We start from the raw sequence: 16,322 nt of genomic DNA, 5'->3' as shown, positions 1-16,322 counted from the left end.
TCACCGATTCGTGCCGATGCCCTATTCCCCCCTGCAAGACCTTCCTGCCGACCTTATCGACCGCGCCGCCCGCGTGCGCCTGGCGTGTTTCGATGTCGACGGCACCCTGACCGACGGCCGCCTGTATTACGACCACGCCGGCAACGAGAGCAAGGCCTTCAATGTGCTCGACGGCCAGGGCCTGAAGCAGCTGGAGCATGCCGGCATCCACGTGGCGCTGATCACCGCACGCGCCAGCCTGTCGGCGGAAAAACGTGGCCAGGATCTGGGCTTGCATGTGCAGATCGGGGTCAAGAACAAGCGCCTGGCAGTGCTGGCGCTGTGCCAGGAGCACGGGCTCTCGCTGGACGAAGTGTTGTTCATGGGCGATGACCTGCCCGACCTGCCGGCGTTGTTGGCAGTCGGCTTGCCGGTCGCGCCCGCCAACGCGCACCCGTGGATTGCCGAACGTGTGCAGTGGCACACCCGCGCACGTGGCGGCGAAGGCGCCGCGCGCGAGGTCTGCGATGTGGTGCTGGCCGCGCAGGGCCAGGTCGACAGCATCATCGCGAGGTTCTCGGCATGACCTGGAATTGGCGCACCACGCTCGGCGCCGTGCTGCTGGCCGCGGCGATCATCAGCGGCTGGTCGGCCTGGCAGCAGCGCGCGCGTCCGGTTGCTGCGGCGTTGGACGATTCCAAGGCCGACTACGTGCTGCGCGACTTCGAGCTGATTGCCCTGGACAAGGAAAGCGGCAAGGAATCGATGACGCTGCGCGCGCCGGAGATGCACCGCAACCGCGCTGACCAGACCTCGGAGATCACCACGCCGGTGTTCCTGCTGCCCGACAACGCCAACAACCCGTGGACGCTGCGCTCCAAGACCGGCTGGATCAGCCCCAAGGGCGATGAAATGCGCCTGCGTGGTGACGTCGCCGGCGACAGCCCCACCACCGGCAACACCCCGCCCACCACTTTCCGCACCGAGAGCCTGGACGTATTTCCGCAGCAGAACCTGGCCAAGACCGCCGCGCCGGTCACCATGCGCCGGCCGGGTATCATGCAAAGCGGGGTCGGCTTCGAGGCTGATCTCAAGACACGCCAGTACAAGCTCCTTTCCCAGGTCAAGACCCGCTATGAACCGAATGCTGCCCGCTAAACTGGCGTTTGCCGCACTGCTGCTGCCCGCATTGGCGATGGCCAAGACCAGCGATCGCAATCAGCCGATGACGATCGACTCCAACAGCAACGATTGCAACATGCTCGATGACAGCGGCAAGTGCCGCTTCAGCGGCAAGGTGGTGATCACCCAGGGCACGCTGGAAATCCACGCCGACACCGCCGACATCTTTCAGAAGAACGGCCAGACCGACCGCGTGGTGCTCAACGGCAAGCAGGCCACGCTGAAGCAGGAGATGGACGACGGCGCGATGATGAATGGCCAGGCCGACAACATCGAATACAAGGTCGCCGACGAAATCATCATCCTCACCGGCAATTACAAGGTGGATTCGCCCAAGGGCACCAACGCTGGTCAGCGCATGGTCTACAACACCAAGACCGGCAACATGCAGAGCGGCGGCGACGGCAGCCGCGTGCGCACCATCATCCAGCCCAAGACTGCCGCGCCCGCCGCGGCGCCCGCACCGGCCAAGCCGCAGGGGAAGAAGTAATGCTGGTCGCCACCGGTCTGCGCAAGAAATACAAGCAGCGCGAAGTGGTCAAGGAGTTCGGCCTGACCCTGGAGGCCGGCGAAGTGGTCGGCCTGCTGGGCCCCAACGGTGCCGGCAAGACCACGTGCTTCTATATGATCGTCGGGCTGGTCGAGGCCGATGCCGGGCGTATCGAACTGGACGGCCGCGACCTCACCGCCGAGCCGATGTACGCGCGCGCCAAGCTCGGCGTGGGCTACCTGCCGCAGGAGCCGTCGGTGTTCCGCAAGCTCAGCGTGGCCGACAACATCCGCCTGGTGCTGGAACTGCGCGACGACCTCGATGGGCCAGGCCAGGAGAAAGAACTGGCCTCGCTGCTAGAAGAGCTGCAGATCACCCATGTGGCCGACCAGCTGGGCGCCAGCCTGTCCGGTGGCGAGCGGCGCCGTTGCGAGATTGCCCGCGCGCTGGCCGCCAAACCGCGCATGATGCTGCTCGATGAACCGTTCGCCGGCGTGGACCCGATTTCGGTCGGCGAGATCCAGCGCATCGTCATTCACCTCAAGGAACGCGGCATCGGCGTGTTGATCACCGATCACAACGTGCGCGAGACCTTGGGAATCTGCGACCGCGCGTATATCCTCGCCGAGGGGGGCGTGCTGGCGCAGGGGGCACCGGACGCTTTGCTCAACAATCCCGACGTGCGGCGCGTCTATCTGGGGGACACCTTCCGCCTTTGAGCGCGTCGCCGCGCCATAGGTCATCCAGCTAGTGTCCGCATGAAAGCCCGGCTCCAGACATCGTTAGGACAGCAGTTGGTCATGACGCCGCAATTGCGTCAGGCGATCAAACTATTGCAGATGTCCACCACCGAGCTGGAAGTGGAAATCGCCGAAGCGGTGGAGACCAATCCACTGCTGGAGTGGGCCGACGAAGCCGCACATGCGGCCAGCGAGGCGCCGGTCGAACCGTCGCCCTCCGCCTCCAACGAAGAACGCCAACGCGACGAGCCGGCGCCTGCCGAGCGCGACGACGACTGGTCGCAGGACGAGCTGCAATGGACCGGCACTGGCAGTGGCGGCAGCTTCGACGATGACGACAACGGCGACGCCGCCGAGCGCGTGGCCGAGTCCGAAACGCTGGCCGACCACCTGTTGTGGCAGTTGCACCTGTCACCGCTGTCGCCAAGGGACCGCCAGATCGGCGCGATTCTGATCGATGCCCTGGACGAAGACGGCTACCTGCGCGAGCCGCTCAGCGCGATTCTGGAGACGCTCAACCTCGGCAACGTGGACGAGGCCGAAGTGCTGACCGTGCTGCACCAGATCCAGCGCTTCGACCCGGTGGGCATCGGTGCGCGCTCGCTGGGCGAATGTCTGGCGCTGCAGCTGCAGGTGCTCGATCCGGCGACGCCGGCACGCGAGCTGGCGCTGCAGATCGTGGCCGGGCCGCTGGAACGGCTGCCGCGCAGCGGCATTGCCGGCCTGGCCCACGAACTCAAGCGCTCCGCCGCCGATGTCGAGCAGGCCGTGCAGCTGGTGCGATCGCTGGACCCGCGCCCGGGCAAGCAGATCAGCGCGCTGTCGCAGGACACCTACGTGGTGCCGGACTGTGTGATCTGGCGCCAGCGTGGCGTCTGGCGCGCCGCCCTGGCCGGCCGCGCGCAACCCAAGGTGACCATCCACCGCGGCTACGAGCAACTGATCCGCAGCTGCGGTGAATCCGACGCCGGCTACCTGCGCGGCCAGCTACAGGAAGCGCGCTGGCTGCTCAAGAGCCTGGAAGCGCGCGGCGAGACCCTGCTGCGGGTGGTGCGCTGCCTGCTGCAGCACCAGGCCGGGTTCCTGGAGTTCGGCGCGCAGGCGCTGCGCCCGCTGACCCTGCGCGAGATCGCCGGCGAGCTGGGCCTGCACGAATCGACGATTTCGCGTGCCATTGCCCGCAAGTACGTGCGCACGCCGCGCGGCACCATCCCGCTGCGCTCGTTTTTTGCCTCCGGCATCGACACCGACAGCGGCGGCGAGGCCTCCAGCACGGCGATCCAGGCGATGATCCGGCGCCTGATCGATGCGGAAAACCCGCGCAAGCCGCTGTCTGACGCCAAGTTGGCAGATCTGTTGAAAACTTCCGGCGTGCCAGTAGCGCGCCGCACCGTTGCGAAGTATCGTGAGGCCATGAACATTTCCGCCTCCCACGAACGCGTGCGCATCGCCTGACGTTGCAACCACCGCAACGCCGGCCTGTGCCGGGTTCGCCGGACCACCGGAAAGGTTCATTGGCCCACCGACCAATGGAGGTATCCGATGCGCATCGAGACGTATGGCCACCAGCTTGAAGTGACCCCCGCCCTGCGGGACTACGTGGCAAGCAAGCTGCAGCGCCTGCAGCGCCACTTCGACCAGCACTGTGAAGTCCGAACCCAGCTGGCCGTCCGCAAGCCAGACCACCATGTGGTCGCCACCGTCAACCTCCCCGGCCGCACCCTGCATGCCGATGCCAGCGGGTCCACCATGTATGCCGCCATCGACCTGCTGGTCGACAAGCTCGACCGCCTGGTGCTCAAGCACAAAGAGAAGAAATGTAACCACCACGCCCGCGAGGTGCGCGACAATCCCGCATGACGCTTCTCGCTTGATGCCCTCATGCCTTTAACCGATCTGATGGCGGCCGTGCGCACCATGGTGTCGCCGGCCGCCGATCGCGACACCGTCCTGCATACCGCCGCCGAGCTGCTGTCCTGCCGCCAGGCCGGTACCGACGAACTATTTGCCAACCTGTGCGAGCGCGAAGCCCTTGGCAGCACCGCCATCGGCCACGGCATTGCCATTCCGCACGGGCGCTGCCCCAACCTCACCGAACCACGCGGCGCCTTGCTGCGGCTGCAGACGCCGGTGGAGTTCGGCGCCGAAGAGGCCGTGGACCTGGTGTTTGCGATGGCGGTGCCGGCGCACTACACGCATCAGCACCTGATGCTGTTGTCGGAACTGGCCGAGCGTTTTTCGGACAGCCATTTTCGCCAGCAGCTGCGCGCCGCGCCCGATGCTCAGGCCCTGATGGCGCTGCTGACCGAGGTACCGCCCCCACACGCGAGTGCCGCATGAATACCAGCATCACCGCACGTGAGCTGTTCGACCAGCAGCGCGACAAGCTGGCGCTGCGCTGGGTTGCCGGGCAAAAGGGCGAGCACCGCGAAATCGAAGCCGGCAGCAATAATGCGCGCCGCCCCTCGCTGGCCGGCTACCTCAATGTGATCTACCCAAACAAGGTGCAGATCCTGGGCACCGAGGAGCTGGCCTGGCTGGATTCGCTGGATGCGCGGCAACGCTGGGAGACGATCGAAAAGATCATCCAGGTGCAGCCGCTGGCACTGGCGATCAGCAAGAACCAGTCCTGCCCGGAAGACTTGCGCGCGGCTGCGGATGAATCCAATACGCCGCTGTGGATCTCGCCCAAGCGCGGCCATGAACTGCTCAATCATCTGTCCTACCACCTGGCGCGCACGCTGGCGCCGCGGGTCACGCTGCATGGCGTGTTCATGGAGATCTATTCGATCGGCGTGCTGATCACCGGCGAGGCCGGCTCGGGCAAGAGCGAGCTGGCGCTGGAACTGCTCAGCCGCGGGCACCGCCTGGTGGCAGACGACGCACCCGAGTTCACCCAGATCGCGCCGGACGTGCTCGACGGCACCTGCCCCGAGCTGTTGCAGGATCTGCTGGAAGTGCGCGGCCTGGGCGTGTTGAACGTGCGCGACATGTTCGGCGACACCGCGGTGAAGAAGAACAAGTACCTGCGCCTGATCGTGCACCTGACCCGGCCGATGACCGAGCCCACGCCTTCCGGCTACGAGCGCCTGACCGGTGATTCCGGCAGCCGCCACGTGCTGGATCTGGACGTGCCGCTGATCACCCTGCCCGTGATGCCCGGCCGCAACCTGGCCGTGCTGACCGAGGCGGCCACCCGCCTGCACATCCTGCGCACCAAGGGCATCGACCCGGCGGCGATGTTCATCGCCCGCCACAGCAACCTGCTGGAGCGACGCACCCCATGAGCATTGCCGCGTCCACCTTGATGATCGTCAGCGGGTTGTCCGGGTCCGGCAAGTCGGTGGCGCTGAAGACCTTCGAAGACCTCGACTATTACTGCTCGGACAATCTGCCGGTCGAGTTGCTCCCGGACTTTGTGCGCAGCCGGCTGCGGGGCAACCCGCTCGGCGACCAGCGCCTGGCAGTGGGCATCGACGTGCGCAGCCGCAGCGACCTGACCCAGCTGGCGCAGTGGCGGCAGGCCGCACAGGAATACGGCATCGAGGCACGCCTGCTGTTTTTCGAAGCCAGCGACGAAGCCCTGCTCAAGCGCTACGCCGACACTCGCCGCCGCCATCCGCTCAGCCAGCTCGGCCTGGCATTGCCGGAAGCGATCACCCGCGAGCGCGAATTGACTGCGCCGTTGCGTGCGCAGGCCGATGCCATCATCGATACCAGCGCGCTCAACGTGCACCAGCTGCGCCGGCGCGTGGTCACCGAGTTCGCGCTGGGCAACAGCGACCGCTTGTCGCTGCTGTTCGAATCCTTCGCCTACAAACGCGGCGTGCCGGCCGAGGCCGACTTCGTCTTCGATGCGCGTGTGCTGCCCAACCCGCATTGGGACCCGGAGCTGCGCCCACTCACCGGCCGCGATGCCGGCGTGCGCGATTACCTGGACAAGGAGCCGGACGTGATCCGCTATTCGGCGCAGATCGTGGACCTACTCGATACCTGGCTGCCGCGCCTGCGCAACGACACCCGCAGCTACGTCACCATCGCCTTCGGCTGCACCGGCGGCAAGCATCGCTCGGTGTATCTGGCCGAGCGCATGGCGCGCCATGCACGCGAACAGGGCTGGCCGGAAGTGGCGACGTTTCATCGCGAGCAGGATTGAATCTCGGGATTGGGGAATCGGGATTTGGGAATCGTTGAAGCGGTGTGATGTGGTCTGCGGCGCGGCTGGTCAGCTGGAGGGAACCTTGCGTTTGTCTGATGCGGCTACCGTGCGCGCTTGATGTGATTGGACTTTGTCGCTGAGCAGTGCGTGGCCGACGCACTTATTGCATTGCTCTATCTCCACGCGGTCGACCGCGCTGACCCAAGCGATAGGCGTCGGCACGCATTGCGAATTGGAAACACGGCAAAGGCGTCGCCAAGTCACGCGCTAAGAGCATCGCCGCTGAGCAACCCACTGCAGCGCTCGCTTGCCGCGATACCGGTGCAGACGCAACGCACATCACATCGTCACCTTGTCAGCGGAGCGTACATCGCCCGCAATCCACACCCAATTGCAGCAGGCTAAACGCCCATTCATTTCGCAACACATCGGTGCCCGGCAAACGCTATCGCGTGGTCATGCTGACCTGTTAACGTTTCGGCATGGCCTGTGGCATTCTCCTCATTACTCATCCCGGCATCGGCGCAGCGTTCTTGGACGTGGCGACGGGGCTGTTGCGGCATTTGCCGTTGAAGACCGAATCCTTCGAGGTTCCGCTCGATGCAGACCTGGACGCGTTATTGCCCCAGGCCTCGGCAGCGATGCGTCGGGTCGACAGCGGCGACGGCGTGTTGGTCATGACCGACCTGTACGGCGCCAGCCCCAGCAATCTCGCCAGTCGGCTGGCCAAGCTGGGCACCCCGGTTCGCCGGGTGTCTGCGCTCAGCCTGCCCATGCTGCTGCGGGTGATGAACTACCCCGAACAAGGTTTGCAGGAGCTGCCCGCCACCGCGGCGGCCGGTACCCGCAACGGAGCGATCATCGACGATGCTTGAACGCGAACTCATAGTTTCCAATCGACTGGGACTGCATGCGCGGGCAACCGCCAAGCTGGTGCAGACGCTGTCGTCCTTCCGCGCCAATGCCACGCTGGCGGCCAAGGGCCGCGAAGTGAATGCCAAGAGCATCATGGGCGTGATGCTGCTGGCTGCCGGCCAGGGCACCAGCGTGATGGTGCGCCTGGATGGCGAAGACGAGGCCGAGGCGCTGCAGGCGTTGGTGGACCTGTTTGAGCGCCGCTTCGACGAGGACAGCTGAGCATGCGCTGCGTCGGTGCCGTGCTGACCGACACGGCGCGGCTGCGCCAAGGCCGCGCATGAGTCTGCGCTTGCGCGGACATGCCGCCTCGCGCGGTAACGCATTGGGGCGCGCCCGCGTCCGCCAGAGCCACACGCTGGAGGTGGCCGAGCAACGCGTGCCGGCCAACCAGGTCGAAACCCAGCTACAGCGTCTGCACGCGGCCATTGCCGCCGCACGCACCGAGATGCAGCAACTGCGCGACCGGCTGCATGGCGCGCTGGCCCGCGAAGTGGGCGAATTCCTCGAACTGCACGCGCTGTTACTGGACGACCCGGAACTGCTGCAGGGGCTAGACGATTTGATCCGCACGCACCGCTACAGCGCCGACTATGCGCTGCGTGTGCAACGCGATCGCCTGGCGGCCGTGTTCGACGGCATGGAAGATGCCTACCTGCGCAGCCGCATGGACGATCTGGACCATGTGATCGGCCGCATTCATGCGTTTTTGCACAAGCGCGCGCCCGACCTCAAGGGCGTGGCCGGCGAGATCCTGGTGTGCGACAACGTGGCACCGTCGGAGCTGGCGCAGCTGCAGGCGCAAGGCGTGGTCGGCATCGTCACCACCGCCGGCAGTGCGCTCTCGCATAGCGCGATCCTGGCGCGCAGCCTGCACCTGCCCTTGGTGGTCGGCGTGGCCGACGCGGTGCAGCGGGTCAACGATGGCGACGTGCTGATCGTCGATGCCGGCTCCGGCCAGGTCATCGTCGACCCCACGCCCGAGCATCTACGCGACTACCGCGAGCGGCTGCGCACGCTGGCCAAGGAACAACGCGAACTGGGCCGGTTGCGCTCCAAGCCGACCCGCACGCGCGACAACGTCGACATCACCCTGCTGGCCAATGCCGAGTCGCTGGAAGACGTGGCCAAGGCGCATGCGCTGGGCGCGAGCGGGCTGGGGCTGTACCGCACCGAATTCCTGTTCCTGCAGCGCAACGAGCTGCCGGACGAAGACGAGCAGTTCCACACTTACCGCGACACCGTGCTGGGCATGAGCGGCCGGCCGGTGACCATCCGTACGCTGGATCTGGGCGCGGACAAGGCCGACCGCACCGGGCTCACCCTGAGCGATGAGGACAACCCGGCGCTGGGCCTGCGCGGGGTGCGCCTGTCGCTTGCCCGGCCTGCGGTGGCCCAGGCACAGCTGCGCGCGATCCTGCGCGCGTCCGGCTACGGCCCGGTGCGCATCCTGGTGCCGATGGTCAGCGGGCGCGAGGAAATCCTGTTGGTGCGCAAACAGCTGAAAAAGCTCACCGCGCAGCTGCGCGACGAAGGCCACGAGATCGCGGAGCACATTCCGCTCGGCGCGATGATCGAGGTGCCGGCGGCGGCATTGGCGCTGGACTGCTTCATCGACGACATCGACTTTTTGTCGATCGGCACCAACGACCTGGTGCAGTACCTGCTGGCGGTGGACCGCAACAACGAGGCGCTGGGCGAGCTGTATTCGCCGTTGCATCCGGCGGTGCTGCGATTGATTGCGCAGGTCATCGCCACCGGGCGGACGCACAACAAGCCGGTGGCCGTATGTGGCGAAATCGCCGGCGACCCGCGCTTCGTGGCGATGCTGCTTGCGTTGGGCCTCACCGAGTTCAGCCTGCATCCGGCCACCTTGCTGGAAGTACGCCGCGCGGTGCGCGACCTGCATCTGGGCCAGTTGCGCGTGCACGGCGAAAAACTGCTGCGCGCGCGCGACCGCAAGGGCATCGAAAAATGGCTGGCAAGCGTGGCGCAAGGCCTGCTGCACTGAGTTGCGCCACACCCGCGCCCGCAGCGCGCGGGCACCGCTGCACCTGCACTGTATGTTTCGTCACCGTGCGCAAGCGATAATGCCCTGCTGATCCAGCACCGCGGCCTCTGAAGAGACGCGTTCACTCCACCAGGGAGCCGCGCATGGCCGAAGCCGTCCGCCACGACAAGACCGCGCGCCAGCTACGCCTGCTGTCCGACGCGCTGGACAGCGGGCGTCTCGGGCCGGTGCGCCGGTTGGTCAATACGTTGGCGCCGGCGGAGATCGGCAACCTGCTGGAATCACTGCCGCCGGGCAAGCGCGAGGTGGTGTGGGGGCTGGTCGACCCGGAAGACGATGGCGAGGTGCTGCTGCATGTGGGCGATGAAGTACGCGAGAGCCTGCTCGCCGACATGGACCCGGACGAAATCGTCGCCGCGGTCGAAGACCTGGACATCGACGACCTGGCCAACCTGGTCGAGGACCTGCCCGATACCGTCATCGACGAAGTGCTCAAGTCGATGGACCGCGAGAACCGCGAGCGGCTGGAGCAGGTGCTTTCGTATCCGGAAGACACCGCCGGGCGCCTGATGAACCCGGACGTGGTGACGGTACGCGCCGACGTCAACGTGGACGTGGTGCTGCGCTACCTGCGCCTGCGCGGCGAACTGCCTGACCACACCGATCACCTGTACGTGGTGAGCCGGCGCCACCAGTATCTGGGCCGGGTGCCGTTGGCGGCGCTGGTCACCCATGAAGACAGCACGCCGGTCAATCGGCTGATCGACGACGAGCAGCCGGCGATCGATGTCGGCGATGGGTCGGATGAAGTGGCGCGCCGCTTCTCCGACCATGACTGGATCTCCGCCCCGGTGGTGGACGACAACAACATCCTGCTCGGCCGCATCACCATCGATGACGTGGTCGACATCATCCGCGAGCAGGCCGAGCACCAGGCGTTGAGCGCCGCCGGCCTGGACGAGGACGAAGACATGTTCAGCCCGGCGCGGCGCGCGTTCCGCCGCCGCCTGATCTGGCTGGGTATCAACCTGTGCACCGCGTTCCTGGCCTCCAGCGTGGTCAGCCAGTTCGAAGGCACCATCGAAAAACTGGTCGCGCTGGCGGCGTTGATGCCGATCGTGGCCGGCATGGGCGGCAATGCCGGCACCCAGGTGCTGGCACTGATGGTGCGCGGCCTGGCGCTGGGGCAGATCGGCTCGTCCAACGTGATGACCTTGCTCAAGAAGGAACTGACCGTGGCGCTGATCAACGGCATGGTGCTGGGCATCGGGCTGGGCGTGATTGTGCTGGTGTGGTTCCGCCAACCGATGCTGTCGCTGGTGATCGGCACCGCATTGACCTTGAACATGCTCACCGCCGCGTTTGGTGGCGTGCTGGTGCCGGTGACACTGAAGCGGCTGGGCTTCGACCCCGCGCTGGCGGGCGGCGTGATCCTGACCACGCTGACCGATGTGATGGGCTTTTTGAGCTTCCTCGGCCTGGCCACCTTGATCCTGTTGCGCTGAGCCAATGACGCGCGCCGCGCCCTCGCCGCAACGCGACATGCCGCGACACGCGTTGGCGGCGATACTGCAGGCCTGTCTTTGCCAGGGAGTGCTGCGTGATGCGTCGTTGTCTTTTGCTGGTGGTGCTCGCGCTGCTGCTGGCCGGCTGTTCCAGCTTGGTTGACCGGCACCAGGACACCCGCCGCGGTCACTTCGTGACGCGCTCGCTGGAGATCGAAGGCCGGCACTACCAGTACCAGGTGTTCGTGCCGGTGGGCACGTCGCCGCAACCGCGGCCGATCCTGCTGTTCCTGCATGGCTCGGGCGAGCGTGGCGACAATGGCCGTAACCAGGCCGAGGTGGGCGTTGGCCCCTACCTGAGCGAACACACCGCCGACTTTCCCGCGCTGGTGGTGTTGCCGCAGGTGCCGGACGACGAGGAATGGCTGGGGATCAATGCGCGCATGGCGATTGCAGCGCTGGATGCCACCAGTGCCGAGTTTTCCGCCGACCCGCAGCGCACCTATCTCACCGGTATTTCGATGGGCGGCTATGGCGCCTGGGAAATCGGCCTGATGCAGCCGCAGCGCTTTGCCGCCATCGTGCCGATCTGCGGCGCGCTCAAGGCCCCCCGCGATGAGCGCCGCACCTTGTACGTGAGCCTGGTGGCGCAAGAAGCCGACCCGTATACCGCGGCCGTCACGCGCCTGAAGCACGTGCCGATCTGGATGTTCCATGGCGCCAAGGACGAGGCGGTCCCGCCGCACGACGACCGCGCGCTGTACCGCGCCGCCAAGGGCGTGGGCGCCAACGTGCGTTACAGCGAATACCCCAACGGCAACCACAACGCCTGGGACGCCACCTACGCCGATCCGGCGATGTGGGACTGGATGTTCAAGCAGCGCCTGCGCTAGCCGGCTGGGAGACATCGACCTGGCGAACGATGGCGCAGCGGCGAGGCCGGCACTTCTGCGTGGCCTTGCTGCCTTGGCTGCAGCTGCGGTTGTAGCGCAACAGCTCGCGCTGTGGCCCACTGATCACCACAGCGGCAAGGCCGTATGGCGCTTTAGCGCTGCATGCAACCGCCCTGCCCTGGCAGGCTCGCAGCCCTGCCGTCGCTGCTCGTGCTCGCAGCGCGCTACGCGCACACGGCGCGCTGCGCTGCGCACGCCTGCAGCCTTCAGTGGTGATAGCCGGTCTCGGCGGTGATCTTGCCGCGGAACACCCGGTACGACCACACCGTGTAGCCCAGGATCAGCGGGAGCAGCAGCACTAGGCCGACCAGCGCAAACAGCTGCGAAGACGGTGGCGCGGCGGCCTGCCAGATCGTGTAGACCGGCGGCACCAGGTAGGGCCACATGCCCAGCACCAGCCCGAGGAAGCCGAGCACGAACAAGGCCATCGCCAGCAGGAACGGCGGCGTGTCCGGCTGGCCGGCGTCGGTGGCGCGCCACAACGCCACGCCAACCACCGCCACCAGCACCGGGATCGGCATCAGCCACAGGTAGTGCGCGCCTTCGAACCAGCGCTCCATCACGTGCGATTGCAGCGAGGGCAGCCACGCACTGACCAGGCCGATGAACACCAGCACCGTCAACGCGAGCGGCCGCGATAGCTGGCGCGCCAATTGCTGCACGTGGCCGTCGGTCTTGAGGATCAGCCAGGTGCTGCCGAGCAGTGCGTAACCAGCGACCAGCGCCGCGCCAGTGAGCATCGCGAACGGGCTGAACCAGCCCCAGATGCCGCCGACGTACCGGTCGTTCTCGATCGGCAGACCCTGTACCAACGCCCCCAGGATCACGCCCTGCGCAAAGGTCGCCAGGATCGAACCGGCGGCGAACGCGTTACTCCACAGCCGCCGCGAGCGATGCGCCTTGAAGCGGAATTCAAACGCCACGCCGCGAAACACCAGCGCCATCACCATCAGCAGCACCGGCAGATACAGCGCCGAGAGGATCACCGCATACGCCTTGGGAAACGCGGCGAGCAGCCCTGCCCCGCCCAGCACCAGCCAGGTTTCGTTACCGTCCCAGATCGGCGCGGCGGTGTTCATCATCAGGTCCAGCTGCGCTTCGTCCTTGCGAAACGGCGCCAGGATGCCGATGCCGAGCACGAAGCCATCCAGCACCACGTACATCAACACGCCAAAGCCGATCACCGCGAACCACGCCACCGGCAGGAAGGTCGTCATGTCCATCAGGCAGCTCCATCGATCGGTTCGTCGGCGGCCGACAGCGGCCGTGCGGGCGTGTGTTCGCCGTGATCCAGTTGCGGCGCATCGTGCGGGGTGGGCCCGAGCTTGCCGATCTTGACCAGGTACCAAATGCCCCAGCCGAACACGAAGGCGTAGCCGGCCACATACACCGCCAGCGAGATGGCGGTCATCAACGTCGACTGCGGGCCCACCGCATCGGCGGTGCGCAGCAACCCATACACCACGTACGGCTGCCGGCCCATCTCGGTCACGAACCAGCCCGACACCAGCGCGATGAAGCCGCTCGGCAGCATCCAGCGCCAGGTGGCCAGCAACCAGCGCCACTGCACCAGCTTGCCGCGCCACCAGGCAAACGCCGACACCCAGGCCACCAGCAGCATCAGGCTGCCCAGCCCGACCATGATGCGGAACGCGAAGAACACCGGCAGCACGGGCGGGCGATCGGCGGCCGGCACCGTGGTCAGCGGCGCGATGCGGCCGTCCAGGCGATGGGTGAGGATCAGACTGCCCAGCCGCGGAATGGCGATCTCGTAATCGTTGCGCTCTTTCGCCGCGTTGGGCACCGCGAACACCACCAGCGGGAAGCCCTCCCCCGGCGCTTCGTCATGCCAGTGCGCTTCCACCGCGGCGATCTTCATCGGCTGGTGCTCAAGCGTGTTCAGGCCATGCATGTCGCCAACAAAGATCTGCAGCGGCACGGTGATCGCCGAAAACGCCACCGCCAGCTTGAGCATGCGCAGGCCTGCCTCGCGGTGCACGCCACGATGCAGATACCACGCACCCACCGCGCCCACTACGAAGCACGTGGTGATGAACGAGCCCAGCGCCATGTGCGCCAACCGGTACGGGAACGACGGGTTGAAAATGATCTTCAGCCAGTCCACCGGATGCACGATGCCGTTGACCACCTCGTAGCCGGCCGGCGTCTGCAGCCAGCTGTTGGACGACAGGATCCAGAACGTGGAAAACAGCGTGCCCAGCGCCACCATGCAGGTGGCGAAGAAATGCAGGCGCTCGGAAATCCGGCCCCAGCCGAACATCATCACGCCCAGGAAGCTGGCTTCCAGAAAGAACGCGGTGAGCACTTCATAGCTGAGCAACGGGCCGATCACGCTGCCTGCAATGCGGCTCAGCTCCGGCCAGTTCGCACCGAACTGGAAGGCCATGACGATGCCGCTGACCACGCCCATGCCGAAGGACACGGCGAAGATCTTCTGCCAGAAGAAATACAGCTCGCGCCAGACCGGCAGGCGGGTGCGCAACCAGCGCCATTCCAGAAATGCCAACAGGCTGGACAAGCCGATGGTGAACGCGGGAAACAACACGTGGAACGCGATGACGAACCCGAACTGGATCCGTGACAACAGCAGGGCGTCCATGGAGAAAGCTCCAGGAAAGTGGGGATGACCGCCAGCGCGCAGGCTGCGGATCGATCGCCGAGGAATCCCTGTGGTGTGCGAGCAGATCCTTCGTGCGACAGGATCATGATAGGGACGCGTGCGCCCGTTCCCGATGCGACACGGCGTCGCACTGCGTCAACGTGTCGCGTCGCAATTGCGTTGAATCAAGGCATCTGGTTGCGTTGCGGCGCCGTACCGCGCGACTGCGAACGCGCGGCATCGCGCTATTGCGCAGGTAGCACGCGTCTGCCATTGACTGCCAACGCATACGGCCACGTGAGCGCCGTTCGCCACGCTGCTGCTAGCGGCGCACGTGGGCGCCGCTAGCAGCCAATACGGTTTAGCGCTTGCGCATCCGCCGCGCCAGCTCGCTGACCAGCGCGATGCCGGCGGTGAGCCCCACCATCGACAGGAACTGCGCGCGGGTGTCGGCCGAAAATGCCAGCAGCACGAAGATCACCGCCAGGATCGCCAACGCCAGCAGCGTCAGCACCGGGTAGCCACGCATGCGGAACGGCAAGGCGATGCCGGCGCGGTCGGCGCGCGCACGCAGGATCAACTGCGACAGCAACGAGATCGTCCACACCAGCAAACAGGTGGCACCGACGATATTCAGCAGCATCGGCAGCACCTTGCCGGGATACAGCAACTCCAGCACCGCGGCGGCAAAGCCGAACAACACGCTGGCGATCACCGCCACCAGCGGCACCTGCTGGCGGCTGGTGTTGCCCAGCCAACGCGGCGCTTCACCGCGCTGCGCCAGCGAGAAGATCATGCGCGAGGCACCATAGAGATTGGCATTGAGCGCCGACAACAACGCCACCACCGCCACCAGCGTGATGCCGGTTGCCGCACCAGGAATGCGCGCGACTTCCAGCACAGCGGCAAACGGCGAACTCAGTGCATCACTGGTCCACGGCACCACCGCGACGATGACGCTGATCGAGCCGATATAGAACACCAGAATGCGCCAGGCCACCGTGCGGATGGTGCGCGCCAGGCTGCGCCCGGGGTCGGCGGTTTCCGCTGCCGCCACCGCCACGATCTCGGTACCGCCGAAGGCGAACACCACCACCAGCAATGCGGTGCCGATGCCGGCCAGGCCCTTGGGCGCGAACCCGCCGTGCTGGGTGAAATTGGAGAGACCCGGCGAGGCCACGCCTGGCAGCAACCCGGCCAGCAGCGCAACGCCAATCATCAGGAAGATCAGGATCGCCACCACCTTGAGGATGGCGAACCAGAATTCGAACTCGCCGAAATTGCGCACGCCCAGCAGGTTGATCACGGTGAAGGTGGCCATGAACACCGACGCCAGCATCGGCACCGGCAAGGCCGGCCACACCGTGGCCAGCAGGCTTGCCGCGCCCACTGCTTCGGCGGCGATCACCACCACGATCTGCAGCCACCATAACCAGCCGACGGTTGCGCCGGCGGTGGGCCCCATGGCATCGGCCGCGTAGACCGAAAACGCGCCGCTGGCCGGCTTGGCCGCGGCCATTTCACCGAGCGCGTTCATCACGATGATCACCAGCGCGCCGGCGATCAGATAGGACACCAGCACGGCCGGGCCGGCCGCGTGGATGCCGACCCCCGAGCCCAGGAACAGGCCTGCGCCGATCGCCGTGCCCAGGCCCATCATCATCAATTGCCGGGGTTTGAGCGCATGACGCAGCGCAGGCGCAGCGGACGAAGCAGTCTCAGCAACAGGATGGGTCGGAAGCGGCATGGACAGGATCGACGATGACGG

17 protein-coding genes are annotated in these 16,322 nt (G+C 66.3%); 14 read left to right on the top strand and 3 right to left on the bottom strand.

The features are described from left to right. The first annotated feature begins 16 nt into the window (after positions 1 to 16). The 14 genes from QRM60_RS11970 (at position 17) to QRM60_RS11905 (ending at position 11,874) form a co-directional block, all read left to right on the top strand. Positions 17 to 565: an HAD hydrolase family protein gene (locus QRM60_RS11970; RefSeq protein WP_040940921.1), complete on the top strand. Its 549-nt coding sequence runs from the start codon at positions 17 to 19 to the stop codon at positions 563 to 565. Continuing rightward, positions 562 to 1,137, top strand: coding sequence for an LPS export ABC transporter periplasmic protein LptC (gene lptC / locus QRM60_RS11965; RefSeq protein WP_115556476.1), 576 nt, complete (start codon positions 562 to 564; stop codon positions 1,135 to 1,137). The genes QRM60_RS11970 and lptC overlap by 4 nt, the downstream gene beginning before the upstream one ends. Beyond that, positions 1,115 to 1,651 carry a lipopolysaccharide transport periplasmic protein LptA gene (lptA, locus tag QRM60_RS11960; RefSeq protein ID WP_011037927.1) on the top strand — a complete coding sequence of 179 codons (537 nt, stop codon included), beginning with the start codon at positions 1,115 to 1,117 and terminating at the stop codon, positions 1,649 to 1,651. The genes lptC and lptA overlap by 23 nt, the downstream gene beginning before the upstream one ends. Further along, the gene (gene lptB / locus QRM60_RS11955) at positions 1,651 to 2,370 is read left to right on the top strand and encodes an LPS export ABC transporter ATP-binding protein (RefSeq protein ID WP_011037928.1); all 720 of its coding nucleotides are present in this window, start codon (positions 1,651 to 1,653) and stop codon (positions 2,368 to 2,370) included. Before lptA ends, lptB begins: the two co-directional genes overlap by 1 nt. A 39-nt stretch (positions 2,371 to 2,409) precedes the next feature. Then, positions 2,410 to 3,846 carry an RNA polymerase factor sigma-54 gene (locus QRM60_RS11950; RefSeq protein ID WP_115540718.1) on the top strand — a complete coding sequence of 479 codons (1,437 nt, stop codon included), beginning with the start codon at positions 2,410 to 2,412 and terminating at the stop codon, positions 3,844 to 3,846. Positions 3,847 to 3,933: 87 nt separating this feature from the next. Then, positions 3,934 to 4,251, top strand: a complete 318-nt coding sequence (gene raiA, locus QRM60_RS11945) for a ribosome-associated translation inhibitor RaiA (protein WP_011037930.1) — start codon at positions 3,934 to 3,936, stop codon at positions 4,249 to 4,251. A gap of 21 nt (positions 4,252 to 4,272) precedes the next feature. After that, positions 4,273 to 4,731: a PTS sugar transporter subunit IIA gene (locus QRM60_RS11940; RefSeq protein WP_011037931.1), complete on the top strand. Its 459-nt coding sequence runs from the start codon at positions 4,273 to 4,275 to the stop codon at positions 4,729 to 4,731. Further along, entirely contained in the window at positions 4,728 to 5,678 is a 951-nt protein-coding gene (gene hprK, locus QRM60_RS11935) for an HPr(Ser) kinase/phosphatase (RefSeq protein ID WP_016904610.1), read from the top strand. The genes QRM60_RS11940 and hprK overlap by 4 nt, the downstream gene beginning before the upstream one ends. Further along, positions 5,675 to 6,547, top strand: coding sequence for an RNase adapter RapZ (gene rapZ / locus QRM60_RS11930; protein WP_014508477.1), 873 nt, complete (start codon positions 5,675 to 5,677; stop codon positions 6,545 to 6,547). The genes hprK and rapZ overlap by 4 nt, the downstream gene beginning before the upstream one ends. A 485-nt stretch (positions 6,548 to 7,032) precedes the next feature. After that, positions 7,033 to 7,425, top strand: coding sequence for a hypothetical protein (locus QRM60_RS11925; RefSeq protein ID WP_011037933.1), 393 nt, complete (start codon positions 7,033 to 7,035; stop codon positions 7,423 to 7,425). Further along, on the top strand, positions 7,418 to 7,687 hold the full coding sequence (locus tag QRM60_RS11920) for an HPr family phosphocarrier protein (RefSeq protein WP_011037934.1): 270 nt from the start codon (positions 7,418 to 7,420) through the stop codon (positions 7,685 to 7,687). The genes QRM60_RS11925 and QRM60_RS11920 overlap by 8 nt, the downstream gene beginning before the upstream one ends. 58 nt (positions 7,688 to 7,745) lie before the next feature. Further along, positions 7,746 to 9,476 carry a phosphoenolpyruvate--protein phosphotransferase gene (gene ptsP / locus QRM60_RS11915; RefSeq protein WP_228418896.1) on the top strand — a complete coding sequence of 577 codons (1,731 nt, stop codon included), beginning with the start codon at positions 7,746 to 7,748 and terminating at the stop codon, positions 9,474 to 9,476. Between the two features lie 143 nt (positions 9,477 to 9,619). Next, positions 9,620 to 10,981, top strand: coding sequence for a magnesium transporter (gene mgtE / locus QRM60_RS11910; protein WP_011037936.1), 1,362 nt, complete (start codon positions 9,620 to 9,622; stop codon positions 10,979 to 10,981). Positions 10,982 to 11,079: 98 nt separating this feature from the next. After that, positions 11,080 to 11,874: a prolyl oligopeptidase family serine peptidase gene (locus QRM60_RS11905; protein ID WP_228418894.1), complete on the top strand. Its 795-nt coding sequence runs from the start codon at positions 11,080 to 11,082 to the stop codon at positions 11,872 to 11,874. Between the two features lie 266 nt (positions 11,875 to 12,140). On the opposite strand, the gene cydB is transcribed toward QRM60_RS11905, so the two are convergent. From cydB to QRM60_RS11890, 3 genes are all read right to left on the bottom strand, one after another. Next, complete coding sequence (cydB, locus tag QRM60_RS11900) at positions 12,141 to 13,157, bottom strand: cytochrome d ubiquinol oxidase subunit II (protein WP_011269599.1); 1,017 nt, start codon at positions 13,155 to 13,157, stop codon at positions 12,141 to 12,143. Next, complete coding sequence (locus tag QRM60_RS11895; protein ID WP_070690287.1) at positions 13,157 to 14,554, bottom strand: cytochrome ubiquinol oxidase subunit I; 1,398 nt, start codon at positions 14,552 to 14,554, stop codon at positions 13,157 to 13,159. Before QRM60_RS11895 ends, cydB begins: the two co-directional genes overlap by 1 nt. A 361-nt stretch (positions 14,555 to 14,915) precedes the next feature. Beyond that, positions 14,916 to 16,301 (bottom strand): amino acid permease, encoded by a 1,386-nt coding sequence (locus QRM60_RS11890; protein ID WP_285446261.1) that lies wholly within the window; start codon positions 16,299 to 16,301, stop codon positions 14,916 to 14,918. Positions 16,302 to 16,322 lie beyond the last annotated feature (21 nt).

This window comes from Xanthomonas sp. fls2-241-TYG-148 (assembly GCF_030208815.1).
Taxonomy (GTDB): domain Bacteria; phylum Pseudomonadota; class Gammaproteobacteria; order Xanthomonadales; family Xanthomonadaceae; genus Xanthomonas; species Xanthomonas campestris.
This window is presented reverse-complemented; position numbering and strand designations above follow the sequence as displayed.